The organism is Kyrpidia sp., from assembly GCF_023512215.1.
Lineage (GTDB): Bacteria > Bacillota > Bacilli > Kyrpidiales > Kyrpidiaceae > Kyrpidia > Kyrpidia spormannii.
On sequence record NZ_JAILZZ010000006.1, the window covers coordinates 14,253 to 28,492 of the forward strand.

The 14,240-nt window shown below is 60.5% G+C and carries 13 protein-coding genes; 1 reads left to right on the top strand and 12 read right to left on the bottom strand.

Annotation, left to right across the window (positions count from 1 at the left end; genetic code table 11):
- Positions 1–66 precede the first annotated feature (66 nt).
- Genes K6T64_RS03950 through K6T64_RS03960 form a run of 3 tightly spaced genes read right to left on the bottom strand, consistent with a single transcriptional unit; the run spans position 67 to position 2,039 of the window.
- A complete protein-coding gene (locus tag K6T64_RS03950; protein ID WP_288008651.1) occupies positions 67–1,326 on the bottom strand; it encodes an adenosylhomocysteinase in 1,260 nt (419 codons plus the stop codon).
- Positions 1,327–1,385: 59 nt separating this feature from the next.
- Positions 1,386–1,736, bottom strand: a complete 351-nt coding sequence (locus tag K6T64_RS03955; RefSeq protein ID WP_013074285.1) for a type II toxin-antitoxin system PemK/MazF family toxin — start codon at positions 1,734–1,736, stop codon at positions 1,386–1,388.
- A 3-nt stretch (positions 1,737–1,739) separates the two neighbouring features.
- The gene (locus K6T64_RS03960) at positions 1,740–2,039 is read right to left on the bottom strand and encodes a CopG family ribbon-helix-helix protein (RefSeq protein ID WP_288008653.1); all 300 of its coding nucleotides are present in this window, start codon (positions 2,037–2,039) and stop codon (positions 1,740–1,742) included.
- Positions 2,040–2,541: 502 nt separating this feature from the next.
- Between K6T64_RS03960 and K6T64_RS03965 the strand changes: the two genes are divergently transcribed.
- A complete protein-coding gene (locus K6T64_RS03965) occupies positions 2,542–3,633 on the top strand; it encodes a cation diffusion facilitator family transporter (RefSeq protein WP_288008654.1) in 1,092 nt (363 codons plus the stop codon).
- Positions 3,634–3,643: 10 nt separating this feature from the next.
- Here K6T64_RS03965 and K6T64_RS03970 read toward each other — a convergent pair whose 3' ends face one another.
- From K6T64_RS03970 to K6T64_RS04010, 9 genes are all read right to left on the bottom strand, one after another.
- On the bottom strand, positions 3,644–4,636 hold the full coding sequence (locus K6T64_RS03970; RefSeq protein ID WP_170084685.1) for a LolA family protein: 993 nt from the start codon (positions 4,634–4,636) through the stop codon (positions 3,644–3,646).
- Between the two features lie 80 nt (positions 4,637–4,716).
- Complete coding sequence (locus K6T64_RS03975) at positions 4,717–6,228, bottom strand: NAD(P)H-hydrate dehydratase (RefSeq protein WP_170084684.1); 1,512 nt, start codon at positions 6,226–6,228, stop codon at positions 4,717–4,719.
- 131 nt (positions 6,229–6,359) lie between these two features.
- Entirely contained in the window at positions 6,360–6,752 is a 393-nt protein-coding gene (locus K6T64_RS03980; protein ID WP_288008656.1) for a holo-ACP synthase, read from the bottom strand.
- 208 nt (positions 6,753–6,960) lie between these two features.
- A complete protein-coding gene (locus K6T64_RS03985) occupies positions 6,961–7,962 on the bottom strand; it encodes an MBL fold metallo-hydrolase (RefSeq protein ID WP_288008658.1) in 1,002 nt (333 codons plus the stop codon).
- Positions 7,963–8,101: 139 nt separating this feature from the next.
- On the bottom strand, positions 8,102–8,836 hold the full coding sequence (locus K6T64_RS03990) for a YwiC-like family protein (protein ID WP_288008659.1): 735 nt from the start codon (positions 8,834–8,836) through the stop codon (positions 8,102–8,104).
- A gap of 133 nt (positions 8,837–8,969) precedes the next feature.
- Positions 8,970–10,223, bottom strand: a complete 1,254-nt coding sequence (locus K6T64_RS03995) for an LCP family protein (RefSeq protein ID WP_288008660.1) — start codon at positions 10,221–10,223, stop codon at positions 8,970–8,972.
- A 203-nt stretch (positions 10,224–10,426) separates the two neighbouring features.
- Positions 10,427–11,542: a Ger(x)C family spore germination protein gene (locus tag K6T64_RS04000; RefSeq protein ID WP_100666588.1), complete on the bottom strand. Its 1,116-nt coding sequence runs from the start codon at positions 11,540–11,542 to the stop codon at positions 10,427–10,429.
- Positions 11,539–12,648, bottom strand: a complete 1,110-nt coding sequence (locus tag K6T64_RS04005) for a GerAB/ArcD/ProY family transporter (protein ID WP_288008664.1) — start codon at positions 12,646–12,648, stop codon at positions 11,539–11,541. The genes K6T64_RS04000 and K6T64_RS04005 overlap by 4 nt, the downstream gene beginning before the upstream one ends.
- Positions 12,645–14,111, bottom strand: coding sequence for a spore germination protein (locus tag K6T64_RS04010; RefSeq protein WP_288008666.1), 1,467 nt, complete (start codon positions 14,109–14,111; stop codon positions 12,645–12,647). Before K6T64_RS04010 ends, K6T64_RS04005 begins: the two co-directional genes overlap by 4 nt.
- Between the last annotated feature and the right edge of the window lie 129 nt (positions 14,112–14,240).

A 14,240-nucleotide genomic window follows, 5' to 3' on the forward strand; every position in this document is an offset into this window, starting at 1 on the left:
AGGCGGTTATTTTATGAATAGTCCGTTCCTTTTGCGGATCGCCGGGCCCGAGGTCCGGCCTGACCGTTACTCCAGGTTCCAACTGCGCAAATACCGCTCCTGTTGTTCCGTGAGGCGATCAATCCGCACCCCCAAAGTGGCCAGGCGCAACTTGGCCACCTCCCGATCGATGTCCTCAGGCACCGGGTACACCCGCGGTTCCCACTGGCGGCCCTGCTCCACGATGCGCCGCAAGGACAAAGCTTGAAGGGCAAAGGTCATGTCCATGACCTCCACCGGATGTCCGTCTCCTGCGGCCAGATTCACCAGCCGCCCTTCAGCGAGGAGATACAGACGCCTGCCATCCTTCTGCCGGTATTCCTGGACATTTCGCCGCACTTCCCGGGGCGGCCCCGCTTCCCCCAACGCCTCTTTGTCGATCTCAACGTCAAAATGCCCGGCGTTGCACAAGACGGCCCCGTCCTTCATCGCCGCCACCGCCTCTTTTCCCACCACTCCCCGGTTGCCGGTGACCGTGATCACGAAGTCCGCCTCTCGACTCGCCTCCACCAGGGGCATCACCTCAAACCCGTCCATGATAGCTTCAATGGCCTTAATGGGGTTGACCTCACACACCACAACACGGGCCCCGAGGCCTTTGGCCCGCATGGCAACCCCTTTGCCGCACCAGCCGTATCCTACCACCACCGCCGTCTTCCCGGCAACGACCAGATTGGTGGTACGCATGATCCCATCCCACACCGATTGCCCGGTCCCGTAGCGATTATCGAACAAGTATTTACAATACGCATCGTTCACGGCGATCATGGGGAACGCCAATGCCCCCTCCCGCTCCAGAGCCCGCAGGCGCAGGATGCCCGTGGTGGTTTCTTCACACCCCCCGATGATCTCGCGCGACTGTTCCGGCCGCTCCCGGTGGAGCGTCCCCACCAAATCTCCCCCGTCATCGATGAGGGCGTCGGGATGCCGATCGAGCAAAGCCCGGAGGTGGGCACCGTACTCGGCATCGTCCGCACCGTGTCTCGCGAAAGCGTAGATCCCATTGTCCACCAGGGCAGCCACCACGTCATCTTGGGTGGACAAGGGGTTGCTCGCCGCCACCGTCACTTCGGCACCCCCCGCTTGGATCACCTCGGCCAGATAAGCGGTTTTTGCCTCGAGGTGCAGGCAGATCCCAATCTTCAACCCGCGAAAAGGCAGGTCTTTCTCAAACCGCTCCCTCAAGGTATTCAACAGGGGCATATGTGCCGCCGCCCAGTCGATCTTCCGCCGGCCTTCCGGTGCCAAGGCCAGATCGCGAATCTGTGACTCCTCTTTGCTCCCCATTTGCGCCCCTCCCTGCAAAAAAATTCAGGGCGCCGAAACGCCCTGCCCGTTTTTTTCCCCTAAAAATCGATCAACCCCAGGCTGATCATGAGCGACTCGTTGACCTTGCTCATCATCTCATCGTCCAGGTGCGTAATCTTATCCGTCAACCGCTGCTTATCAATGGTGCGAATCTGCTCCAGGAGGATGACCGAATCCCGATCCAGTCCGTAGGTTTTCGCATCAATCTCCACGTGGGTGGGCAGCTTGGCCTTCTGAATCTGGGCGGTGATTGCCGCGACGATGACTGTCGGGCTAAACCGGTTTCCGATATCGTTTTGGATCACCAATACCGGCCGGAAGCCCCCTTGTTCAGAACCGACCACCGGGGATAGATTCGCAAAAAAAATATCCCCTCGCTTGATGTTCACGGGTCACACCCCGCTTACTAGTCGATCTAGGGTCGAACCCGCCTCCTCTTCGGCGTAAAACGCCTCCGACGCAATATAAAGGTTAATCTTCGCCATCTCCACATAACCCCGCTGCATCAACTCGCGAATGCGTTCCTTTTTACGCTCTTCCAAATACAGTCTCATCGCTTGGCGAATGACCTCGCTTCGATTGGAATTCTCTTTTTCTGCAATTCCGTCGACTTCCTGGAGCAGGTGACTCGGAACACTAATCATAATCCGCTTTGTCTCGGACAACCCAAGCACCTCCGGGACACTCGCCATCCGTCACGAGGAGTATTATAGCGGTCTACCCCAAGTATGTCAAAATGCACAAAAGGGTATACCAGCCCGTGGAAACTGAAGAAAGACCTAGCGCGAGCGTTGTCGATCTGTCTACTCAATTCGACGCAGAGCGGCAAAATCCTCCCCACGTCTCGTCGAAAGTCAACGATGGTCGAAGATGGGCCGCCCCTTTCACCGGCAGTCCCAGCGCTGCAGGTTGACGCCAAGGCCGATCCCCCTTACCATAAAACCGATACGTCGATCATCTCGCCGGATTTGAACGAGTCTGAATGCCTTGCGCGCGCCACCTCACCGAGAAGGAGACCTTGCCGATGATCAGTCGCCGAACAATGGGATCGTTTCAACCCATCGCGATCGCTGCTCGATGGTCACCCCCCGGGCACAGCCAGGACCTTCGGTTCGCCGAAGGTCTTTTTCTTGTGATTTCCTTCAGGAAAATCTTTCGCCACCGTCCACAACTCTTTGCCGTGGGTGAAACACCATGACCCGGCCGCAGACTCCGTTGACCCCAGAATATCGTGACCGTATCGGCCGAATCGCCGGTTGGGTCAGCACCTTGGCCAACATCCTTTTAACGATCGCAAAAGCCATCGTAGGTATTCTGGCCGGCAGTGAGGCCCTGTTTGCCGACGGCATTCACTCCGCCGCGGATACCGTCGCTTCCGTCGCAGCTTTGGGTGCCTTGGCCGTGTCGAATCGCCCGGCCGATGCCGACCATCCTTACGGTCACGGGAAGGCGGAGGTCGTCGCCTCCGCCGTCGTCGCCATCGTGCTTTTTCTGGCCGCCTTGAACATTTTGTATTCCTCCGGGCAGGCCCTGTTGGCCCCGGCCGTAGCCCCGGAAATGGCCGCCCTGTGGGTAGCGGCGGGCTCGCTGATCCTCAAAGAAATCCTGTATCGCTATACGGCGGCCCTCGGGCGGCGGCTGCTCAGCCCGGCTCTCGTGGCCTTGGCGGCGGATCACCGTTCGGACATCTGGGGTTCCTGGGCCGCCATCATCGGAATCGCCGCCGCCGTCACCGGACACCGTTTGAACGCCCCCATTTTGATCTACGCCGACCCCATCGCCGGGTTGGCGGTCGGCTTGATGATCGTCCACATGGCGTATCGCATGGGCCTTGAATCCCTTCATTCGTTGATGGAGCGCAACGTGGAGCCCGACCTGCTGGCGGAGTTTCGCTCCCTCGTGGCCTCTGTGCCGGGAATTCGCCGGGTGGACCGCCTGCGGGCGCGAAACCACGGCCCCTACGTTTTGGTGGACGTTCGGGCGGCGGTGTCCGCAGATAAAACTATCCAAGAGGGCCACGACATCATCCGGCAGGTCAAAGCGTCCATCATGAACAGCCATCCCGAGGTTCGGGAAGTTCTCGTGCACCTCAACCCCTATTACGAGGACCCGCAACCCCCTTCGGGCCCTCATCCGAACCATCCCGAACAGCAGCCGGAGGAGCGAACGGACACCGCCAGTTCTACCAACGCCGCCGCTTCCCGCCCCCCGGGGAAAGTCGGAGACAGACCGGACTCGCCACACTCCGATTCGACCAATCACGATCCCGTAGGCCGGTTCCATTAAAGGAGTCGGGTCATTTACCCGACGCACCGAAGGTGGATATGGCGATTCTTGCCATATATTCCGGAGATAGGGCGCCCGTCATAGCGAATTGTACCCCGTCCCGGGTCCAGTACATGGTGCGGACATTCCCCTCGGTCACCACGGCGGGGACGCCAAACAGGTCCCACAATTCTGCCCGCCCGGGCAGGGCCGTTTCTGTTCGGACGGGGTGTGCCTCCGTAAGGGTCAACCCCTCGGCCCCTCCCCGATAGCGAAGGATAACGGTGCCGCCGCTGTCCTGGACGTCCGTTCTGCTCCACCCCTGAGGGAGCCAGGTCGGCTCAATCACGCCAAAAGGTTCGGAAGCCCATGTGGGTTCATCTTTCGGGCCGAGTGCCAATGCCTGTTGGGGATCAAAATCGGACGCTTTGAAGGTAGCCCCGGGATCGAACTGTTGGAATTGCACCGTGACCAATTCATGGTTCTGCCGGTCGAAAAACGCAATCTGTTTCGGATAGAGCGTCCGATCATCCAAAATCACCCGCTGTTTCCCGATCAGAGGATTATCCGGTTTCATCGTGAGATCGAAGGTCACCGTCCCTTTTTCCCGGGTGTACGTGCGGTTCGGTGACTGCAGGATACGGTCGATCACCGACCCGAATAGGTACAGGTGACCTTGGTTATCCGCCCAATCGCCGTTAAACCGAAAACTTTTTTTCAGGGGCGGACTCACAATGTAAATCCCTTGATCATTCCGGATCACCACCTGCTGGACCTGCCCCCGAGAATCGGCTAGCTGAATCCGATAATAATTCGGCTCTTGATACCAAGTTTCAATATGATAGACTTGCTCCAGACCCTGGGTCTTGACGTTCATCACGGCCACACTTCGGTAATGTTTAAGACTGTCGCGCAAATTCCTGAGATCGTTCAGCACACTGCCTTCCGTCCGCCCGCACCCTGCCACCGCTGTCAATAACAAGACGCACATCGCCGTCCAAAGGGCTGCTCGAATCCTGCGCATGGCCACCACCCCCCTCCTTCACACCCATGGTCGATTTCCCGGGAAATATGTCGAAGAGGGGGGTGTGTCCGCCAGATGCTTCACCCTCTTTCGACAACCTGTCGAATCGCCGGCCCCAACTGGGCGATCACGTCGGTAGCCACCATGGACGCCAGCCCTTCGGCCTGGGCCGCGAGGTCGCCGGCCAACCCGTGAAGATATACCCCGGCCGCCGCGGCCTGGCCCGGCGGCAAGCCTTGAGCGAGAAGTGACCCGATCACCCCGGCCAACACATCCCCGGTCCCGCCCGTAGCCATGCCGGGATTCCCCGTGGGGTTCACCCACACCCCTTCGTCTTCCCCTGCGACTACCGTATAAGCGCCCTTGAGCACCACCGTACACCCGCAGCTTCGCGCCACCCGGCGGGCGACTTCGATCCGGTCCGCCTGCACTTCCGCGGTATCCAATCCCGTGAGCCTCGCCATCTCCTTGGGATGTGGGGTCACCACCACCTGGGCGGAAGGACGCCAACCACTTTCGATCGCTTCCTTCCATATTTCCAACGCCCCGGCGTCCACCACGGCGTACCGGACCTTGCCCAGAAGCGCTTTCAGCCAGCTCACATCCCCGTCAAATCTCACCAAACCCGGCCCGACCACCAAAGCTTGCTTGCCTTCCACTAAGGCCGGCGCCTCTTCGGGGAGATTCCAAAAAGCGGTCATCAATTCCGGATGAATCCCGAGCCACGGCGGGACTGCATCCCCGCGAACTGCGACGGTGACCAGGCCCGCTCCCGCCCGATAAGCGGATACGGCGCTCATCAGGGCGGCCCCCCACATGCGCGCATGTCCGGCCATCACCAAAAGATGACCATAGTGACCTTTATTCGCGTCATACGGACGCTCTGGCACCCAGGCCCGAACCTCTTCCTTTCGAATCATCCGGACCCGGCTCGCCCCCACCCGCTCCGGACCCTTCGGGGCGAGGCCAATATCCCATACTCTCCAGGTCCCGGCACACCGGGGGCCATCTCCCATCACCAACCCCCGTTTTGCCCAACCGAGACAGAGCGTCCACCTGGCCCGGATGGCCGTCCCCATGATTCGACCCGTATCCCCGTCCAGACCACTGGGCAGGTCCACGGCAAGCACCGGGCGGTTTGAAGCATTGATCGCGTCGATCACCCTGCCCAAACGGGCATCCACCGGACGCGACAGGCCCGTGCCGAGCAGGGCGTCCACGATCAGATCGGCCCCCTCCCACAGTTCGCGCCAATCGGAACTCCCATCGTCCACATGGATGCGAACCGGCCAGTGTTGCAGAGCCCCCCACTGGGTTGCCGCCTCCCCCGTCAAGCGATCCGGCGCTGTGCCCAGCCACACGTCGACAGAAAATCCCCGGGAAGACAATCGCCGGGCGGCCGCCAGTCCGTCACCGCCGTTGTTTCCTTTGCCCGCCGCCACCACAATGCGCCCGCCCTCAGGCGTCAATTCCGCAGCCCACTCCGCGACACCCGCCGCGGCATTCTCCATCAGCACGATGGCGGGAATCCCCACCTCCTCGATGGTATAGCGGTCCAACCTGCGCATCTCCGCATTCGAGACCAGATACACGGCGTTTCCCTCCGCATCACAGGTATATTCGTCCCGGTCCGCACTTATGTACAAGGATGCCGGGGCCCCTCTCCTCCATACGGGACAACCGCGGCCATCTATCTCCTCTGCTGCCATCCCCGCCGCTTCCATCAGTCGACTTCCCGATGTCCCACACCTTCTGCCACAACAAATGCCACCGCCGTTTCCCTGCCGTGAGAAAGGGACAGGTGCCATTTGACAATCCCACGCTCCCCCGCCACCTCCGCCGCCTTCCCGGACAGTCGCACTTCGGGGGCCCCCCGCCCCCCCGCAATCTCAATCTCTTGAAAGCCCACCTTCCCGATCCCCGTTCCGAGCGCCTTTGCCACCGCCTCCTTCGCGGCAAAGCGCCCCGCCAAGAACGCGACCGGGTCCCGCCGTCCCGCATACTCCTTTTTCTCCGCCACCCCCAGGATTCGTTCGGCCAGGCGGTTCCCCCGCCTCCTCAGACTCTCCCGGATGCGGCCCATCTCCACCACATCCACACCCACAGCCACGATCAACCCGCGCCACCCCCCGCCACCGCATTTTGCATATTTTTATCCCGCACCTTTGATCTCGGCCCTCCCCGGAGCGGAACAACCGGGATCCGCCCTCATCGTAGTCGGTTCTGGATAAAAACGCAAAGGGACGACCCCGGCCGCCTTGTCGGCGCCCAGAACCGTCCCTGCCATGGATTCCCGCCTTCCCCGCAAGTCGCTGCGGCTCGTTTCAGCCGCTTTGAGCTGCAGATCGCACCTCCCGCCCCGGTCCCACCCGATAATACCAGAGTCCGCGCCGTTCCTCGATCCCCACCTGCCCCTGAGCTTGCAGGACATCCAAATGACCCACGATCTCCGACACGGCCAAAAACCAGTTTCCCCGACTCAACCGGGGGAACATGCGCCTGACCAGCTCAAACACCGTGTGCGGCCGCTCCCCCAACCAGCCGAGCAACTGGCTGCACCGCCGTTCATATCCACGAAGCCGCCGCTCCACCAGTTCCGCCGCCCCGGTGAACACCTCACCATGGCCGGGGTAGACCGTTTTCACCGGCAGGGCGGCCACCATTTTCAGCGCTTCCATGTATACGATCAAGCTTCTGGCCCGCTCTCCTCCGGGATGACGCGGGGCCTCCAGCAAGGCGTTGGACGAAATGTGCGGCAACAAGTGGTCCCCGGCGATCAGGTCCCCTTCCTCTTCATCGAACAACGACAAATGTCCGGACGAATGGCCCGGAGTATCCAACACCCTCCATTCCCGGCCGCCTAGCTCCAGCCGAGCCCCGATCTCTACCGTCTTGACTTCATCCACCCCATCCACGTACTCCTGCAACAATCGCTGATGTTCGGCAATGAGCGCCCGAATCTCCTCGGGCACCCCGCTGGCTGTGAGAAACGGCTCAAAATACATCGCGTCACTTTCCGCAGCCAAGCGCGGGGTTAGCACGCGCCTCTCGGCATCTGGGTGAACCAAGGCCGTTGCCCCGGACGCTTCGAGTACCCGGGGTAACAAACCGTGATGATCCACGTGGGGATGCGTGACGACCACGTACTCGATGTCCCGCCACTCACACCCCGCCCTGCGAAGGCCATCTGCCAGACCTTCCCACGCATCGGGGAGCTTCGGCCCCACATCCACCAACGTGACTGGGTCCTCCCGCAACAAAAACGCATTCACCGCTCCCACCGGGAACGGTGTGGTCAACGAAATCGGACGAATGGCCGCATTCACTCCCCGCCACCCCTTTCCCTACCGACCGGACGGTTGATATTCTTCCAGCTTCGCTTCCTTGACCTCATTCGTCTCATTTACCATACATTGTTTTTGGAAAAAATTCAACCGCCGGACGACGTTTTGGGGGGCGAAGGCATCACACACCTCCAAAATTCCGCAGCCACACGCTCATCCACATCACGAACCACACCGATAAGCCAATTTCCAAAATACCGATCGTCTTCACCTTGGGCGGTCGATCCTGGGCAATGGCCCAACCGCGAACCGCCGCCGGGAGACAGGCCACCGCCGCCGTCCACCCCAAGGCCAGCGCCGCAAAAACCAACAGCGTGCTATACGCATTGGCCGCCCACTTGAGCCTCCGATTGCGCCGCTCCCGAATCAAAGATTTCACATACAGAGCCGTCCCGAAAAAATACACCACGCACAAGGCCCAAAAGGTCCACGCCCGGACATCCACACTCCCCCGCCCCACCAGGTAAGCGGCGATTCCCGTCAGCGCCAGCCCGGCCATGGCGAGAAAATCGTTCAACAAGTGCCGATCTTGCCGAACCAGGGCAAAGGCACTGTTCGCCGCCAGGGACACCCCGGCCCCAAGGACCACGAACCCCAGGCGCGGTTCCGCCACCAAAAGCGGGACGCCGAAGGCGGCGGCCACCACTCCATACCCCGCAGCCCATCGCCACCAGTAGCCCCGGCGCCCAGGCTGGCGTAACCCCTGGAGGAATGGCTCCGCCGTCATAAACGCGAACAAACTGGCTCCGGCGAGCAGGATCTGGAGCGGGTTCCACGGCGTCGCGGCGATCCCGATCACCAGGGGTCCGATCCACATCATCCACGCCCCGTGTTCCCGAGGAATGACCCATTTCATCCATCTTCGCCCCCCGCGACGGACCTGGCGTCCGCCCGGCGACCATCCCCGGGCTCCGGGCGGAACGCACTTCTCGCTCCGAGCGTACCACCCTCTCCGCCCGCGACCTGTGACGGGTATCACAGATTCCAGGCTAGTCGACCCGCAACCATGCCGCCGACATGTACCCCCTCATACCATCCGGCGTCATCACCAGCCACCAGTCGCCATTTTGCTGGATCAAGGTCACCGTCTCCCCGCCGGCTACCGACCCGATGATTCGGTAGTTTGTGCCCGGCCCGCTGCGGACGTGAACATTTTGCCCCAGCACCGTCGCAGTGGGTGTCTGGCTTCCCCCGGAACTGGACCCACTGGCGGAGGTGGAACCCGAAGCTCCCGAAGAGCCATCCGTTCCTGGCGAACCGCTGGTTCCACCGCCTGGAGCCGATGAACCGCCGGTTGTGGAAGAGCCGCTTCCTGCTCCGGGGCTTTCCACGACCTGGCTCACCCGCTTTCCTTCATCGAGTTCAGCCATCACCTGCTTGGCCTGCCCAGGGTCGACCTGCCAATAACTCACGCCATTCAGGTTCAAAAACTGACCCGGAAGCGTTTCACTGATCACCTGCTGCCCGCTCATGCCAGCGGCCATCCGGGTCAGCCTGAGCACATCCAACAGCGAGAAATCGGTGTCCACCGCCTGCATCACCCGGGGGATCAACACCGGAAGCTTGACGATGGTGGACGGCTGCAGAGCTTGATCGGCCAGGGCTTTGAGGAGTTCTTGCTGCCTCTGGGTCCGGGTGATGTCCCCCAAGGGATCCTGGCGATAGCGAACGAACTGCAGGGCTTGATCCCCGTTTAAATGTTGGACCCCTTTGTGCAGGTTGATCACCCCGTCCTGGGCGTCACCGGTGACATAATACATATTCTTGTCGACATTCACGGTTACCCCGCCCAGGGCATCGATCACGCCTTTGAACTGTTCAAAATTCACCCGCACATAGTGGTCGAGTGAAACGCCGACCAGAGAACTCACCATCTGCTCCGTCAATTTCACACCACCCAGATTCATGGCGGCGTTGATTTTGTCATACCCGTGCCCGGGGATCGCCACCCGAGTGTCCCGGGGTACCGAAAGCATCGCCAGGCGCTTGGACTGGGGGTCAAAACTGGCCACAATCAACGTATCCGTGTTCCCGTAATTCTGCCCCGGCCGGGCGTCGTATCCGATGAGCAGTACATGCATGGGCGCCGCGGCCGCCTCCACGGGGGTCGATCCTCCTCCGGGGCTTTGCGCCTGGAGATCCCCCCGGGCACTGCGCGCCCCTTGCCAATACCCCAGCCCAAAAGTGCCGCCGAGGGCGAGAACCACCGCCAGGGACAGCCAAAACATTCTGCTTTTCTTCATGTTCCCCTCCGCCATCTCCGTCTCTCTCCGTCGGTGGTCCCCGGCCGGCCTTACCCGACGATCTCTTTTCTGCCCAACCCTTTCAACCACCGAGGCTTGTCCGAGTCTATCTTCTCATTCTTCGAGGCACGATCGAGTGTGCCTCGTAGCTAGGGTACACGCATCGGCCCCCCTCGCGCAAGCCGGGGGGTATCCTGAGCCAGCTAAAGCCCTTTCCGGATCATATCCTTCTCCTGAACCACCGCGTGCACGTCCACCCGAAAAATCGCCCGGCTCAAGTCAAAAACCTCAGCCGCAGGGTCGGCAAAAAAGAGTCTGCGGCGCCTGACCAGGTTCTTGAAGTGGAGAATGTCCGCGTTGTGCTGGCGCAGGAACTCAAGGCTAGTTTCGATTTGGCGGCGCACTTGGCCCGCCACATCCGCCTCGACCTCATGCATCGGCAAAAGCCCCGTCACCTGACCCGTGTCCATCTTGCTTTGCATGAGAGCCGCCTTCAAGCGGACATTCACGTTCACGATGGGATGTTGCGCGGGGCCCGTCACCGTTATCTTGGCGGAATGGGACAAAACATTGACGAGGTATTCCCCTTGGTCCGAACGTATCTTCCCTTCAACGAAGGGCTTAAACCCCGGGTTCCTCAGCCAGTTCACCCCCATCCACTGATCCCCGTTGAGCCGGGCGATTTCCCGACCGTCCCGCATCAGGGCGGCCGCCACGGGCGCAAACCGTCCCTGTACATAATCCACCACCGGCAGAAGCACCGGTTCGTGGTGCTGACTGGGCCCGACGTATTCCCCCACCCGGTACCTGCGAACCAAAGGAAACGTCGTGTCGGCTTTGTCGATCACACTGGCGATCTCCACCGACCGAAGCGGTTTTCGCTGCTCGGAGAACGCCCGAAAATAAACCTGCTCCGGAGCCGCTGAAATCACAAGCCGGGTTCCGGTGGGAATGTGTCCGGCCCGGAGCATAAATTCAATAATGTCGGTAATGCCGCGGTTCCTGGCCAAATCCTCATCGAATACCAACACCTGAAAATGGGAGAAATCCGGGCGATAGACATCAAAGCCCCGGTCAAACTCCATGGCCATATCCTTCAAACTCTTGACGCGCTTCTGCAGGATCACCGAGGCCATTTTCCCCTTTTGTTGCAAACTGGGGATCTCCATGAGCACATCCATACGCCCCTCCGGGCCCTCAAAAAAACCCATTCCAAGCCCCAAGACCCGATTTTCGATGTCCTGATAGTCCCAGCACCCCGCGAGAAGACCGGCCACCACCATGACCCTAAGCCATGCCGACAGCCTCTGTCTTCTCATGCCGACCGCCTCCTCGCCCTGAAAGCTCCCAGGGCGGCCACGCCCAGGATGAAAACACCAAAACCAAGGGCGGCCATTTCGATGGAGAATGGAGGCGTCTCCAACTCTCGGAGAACCAGCCGCTGCCCCCAAAGACACATGCCCATGGCAACCCCCGCGATGAGAATCACCGGCCAGGTGCGGCTGACTTGAAAGACCCGGGCGACGATTTCCGCCAGAAAAAGATGGGACAGGCCGACACTGGTCGACGAGAGCGCCAGGGAGATGATGACGAGCAGGTAATCGAAACGCACCAAGTAAAACCCCGAACTGTACAGCTGGATGATATCCAGGGCCGGCCAGGTGGCCACGGCAGTGCCCACCGGCCCCAAAACGGCGAGGGCGAGCACAGCCTGAACCATCTGCAAGGCCAGGCTTCCGGCAAATCCCCATATCACCATCACTTGCCATTTCGTAGTGGGTTGCAGGTAGGGTAGGCCTGCACAGATGGGCAAAAACGCCTTCAACAAAAAGGGGGCCGCCACCAGGGCACCTTGGAGCAAAGAACTCATGCTGTTTCCAAACAACGGCAGGAGATGATTCCATTCGTGAGGGAGGGTCAATGCCCCTGCCCCGAGAAAAAAAGACAGGACCACGGTGGGCACCGCCACCAGACTGGCCAGCCGGCCGCCCGCATCCGGCCCCAGGAACGCCAAATAGCTGGAGAACCCAATCCAATAGGCGCCAAGTACCAAACGGGGCGTTTTCGGGAGGAGCATCGCCTCCACGAGATGAAACACGATGGCCGAGGTATACCCCATGTACAGAACTCCCGCCGCCGCCAGTGTCAAGGCCACGGCTCCGCCGGCCCACCGGCCAAACGCCCAGCGTGCCGCGTCGACAAAGCTCTGCCCGGGGCACCGTCTCACCATCGCCAACAGGAGTGCCGACAGCGCCCAGACTATCACGATCCCCAGGCCGGTCGCCACTGCCATGCCGCTGTCGCTTCGTTCGATCACCAAGGATGGGAGTAACAGTACCGGGGCATCCACAGACGTTACCATTACCCACCAGATCAATCCCCGGTGGTTCAGCGCGCAAGTGGGAACGGGGATTTTCGGCGTCATTTTCGCTTTTTCGCCCGGATGAGATCCCGGGGATTCAACATGGCCGGCCGGGTGATAAAAGGAGCGGGCATCCGGATGATCGTGTCTTTAAAATCGGACCAACGCCCGAGAAAATACGGGCTGAGATAGGGCACGTCACAGCTTCGGAGCCCGGCCAGATGCGCGAGGACAAACATCCCCGCCATGACAAAACCGTACAGGCCGAGAAACCCCGCGGATAACAAAAGGGGCAGTCCCAGCAGCCGTAAGGTCGTTCCCAGGCGAAACAAAGGGACAGACAATGACGCGATACCCGTTACGCCGATGGCCACCAGCATGGACTCGCTGAAAAATCCGGCCCGGACCCCGGATTCGCTGAGAATGATGCCGCCGATGATGCCGAAGATCTGGGCCACGGTGGTAGGCATGTGCAACCCGGCCTCTTTCAAGATTTCTAGAAGCAGCTGTACAAAGAGGGCCTCAAGGACCACGGGAAACGCGACGCCATAACGGGCCTGCTGCATGAGCAACGTCAATTTGAGCGGCATCGCTCCGGGAGAATAGGCCAGAAAGGTCACATAAGCCGGGGGTACGGACACGGCGATCACCGACGCCACAAAGCGCACGCCCCGCAACAGGATACTGTTGGTCCAGTGATCGTAGACGTCATCCGGCGCGTGAAAAATAGAGTTGAAGTCGCAGGGGAGGACGAGAGCCTCCGTAGAGTTGTCGACGAGAATCGCCACCCTCCCTTCTAAAAGCCCCGCCACGACAACGTCGGGGCGCTCGGTGTTGCGCACCCGGGGAAAAGGGGAGAACCAGTTATCTGTCATTTGTTTTTCGATATACGCGCTGTCGAGGACGCCGTCGATGTCTATACGGTTGATCCGGTCGGTGATCGTCTTGACGAGATCCGAATCGGCCACATCGGCGAGATAGAGCAGGTACACGGCGGTTCGGGTGCGCCGGCCGACGACGAAACGCTTGACCCGCAGGGCCGGATCCGCCAATCGCCGGCGGACGAGAGTCAAGTTCTGATCGGTATTTTCCGTAAATGCATCCTTCGGCCCCCGGATGGCCACCTCGTTGATCGGTTGGTCGATGTTGCGGCTGATCTTGGCAGGAGCAGAGATCACCAAGGCCCGGGGGTGGCCCTCGGTAGCGAGAAGGACACTCCCCTCCAGGAGATCTCCGGGCGTCAACTGCTTGATTGGAACCGTTTTCACCGTGAACGGGACCACCCACCGCCGGATCTCTTCCTCCCACTCCAGGGATGTAACCAGGTCCTCCCCCCAGTGCCGCACCGCACCCTCCACCGGTTGGATGATGAACCGTTCGATGCGTTCAATGTCCACGGTCATTTGCAAGAAAAGTAGATGAAAAGACTGATCGGGCACGATGGGGATGACCCTCTGTACCACGTCATCGTTTTCCCGGGCAAATTGCCGGATGGCCTCGTTGAAGACGTGGAGCTTCACCCCCATACACTCCACCTCCCGGGTAACCTTTTCCTCGGATAGTATGATTTTCTCAGGGAAGATTTATGAAGACGGGACTTTTGAACTAGTTCGGTCATCCCCCGGATGAGTAGTTCCTTTGCGCCTGTTGGACAG

Excerpts from the sequence above, each read along its gene's own strand:
- K6T64_RS03950 (WP_288008651.1), bottom strand. The coding sequence starts at position 1,326 with ATGGGGAGCAAAGAGGAGTCACAGATTCGCGATCTGGCCTTGGCACCG.
- K6T64_RS03960 (WP_288008653.1), bottom strand. The coding sequence starts at position 2,039 with ATGGCGAGTGTCCCGGAGGTGCTTGGGTTGTCCGAGACAAAGCGGATT.
- K6T64_RS03965 (WP_288008654.1), top strand. The coding sequence starts at position 2,542 with ATGACCCGGCCGCAGACTCCGTTGACCCCAGAATATCGTGACCGTATC.
- K6T64_RS03970 (WP_170084685.1), bottom strand. The coding sequence starts at position 4,636 with ATGCGCAGGATTCGAGCAGCCCTTTGGACGGCGATGTGCGTCTTGTTA.
- K6T64_RS03990 (WP_288008659.1), bottom strand. The coding sequence starts at position 8,836 with ATGAAATGGGTCATTCCTCGGGAACACGGGGCGTGGATGATGTGGATC.
- K6T64_RS03995 (WP_288008660.1), bottom strand. The coding sequence starts at position 10,223 with ATGAAGAAAAGCAGAATGTTTTGGCTGTCCCTGGCGGTGGTTCTCGCC.
- K6T64_RS04000 (WP_100666588.1), bottom strand. The coding sequence starts at position 11,542 with ATGAGAAGACAGAGGCTGTCGGCATGGCTTAGGGTCATGGTGGTGGCC.
- K6T64_RS04005 (WP_288008664.1), bottom strand. The coding sequence starts at position 12,648 with ATGACGCCGAAAATCCCCGTTCCCACTTGCGCGCTGAACCACCGGGGA.
- K6T64_RS04010 (WP_288008666.1), bottom strand. The coding sequence starts at position 14,111 with ATGGGGGTGAAGCTCCACGTCTTCAACGAGGCCATCCGGCAATTTGCC.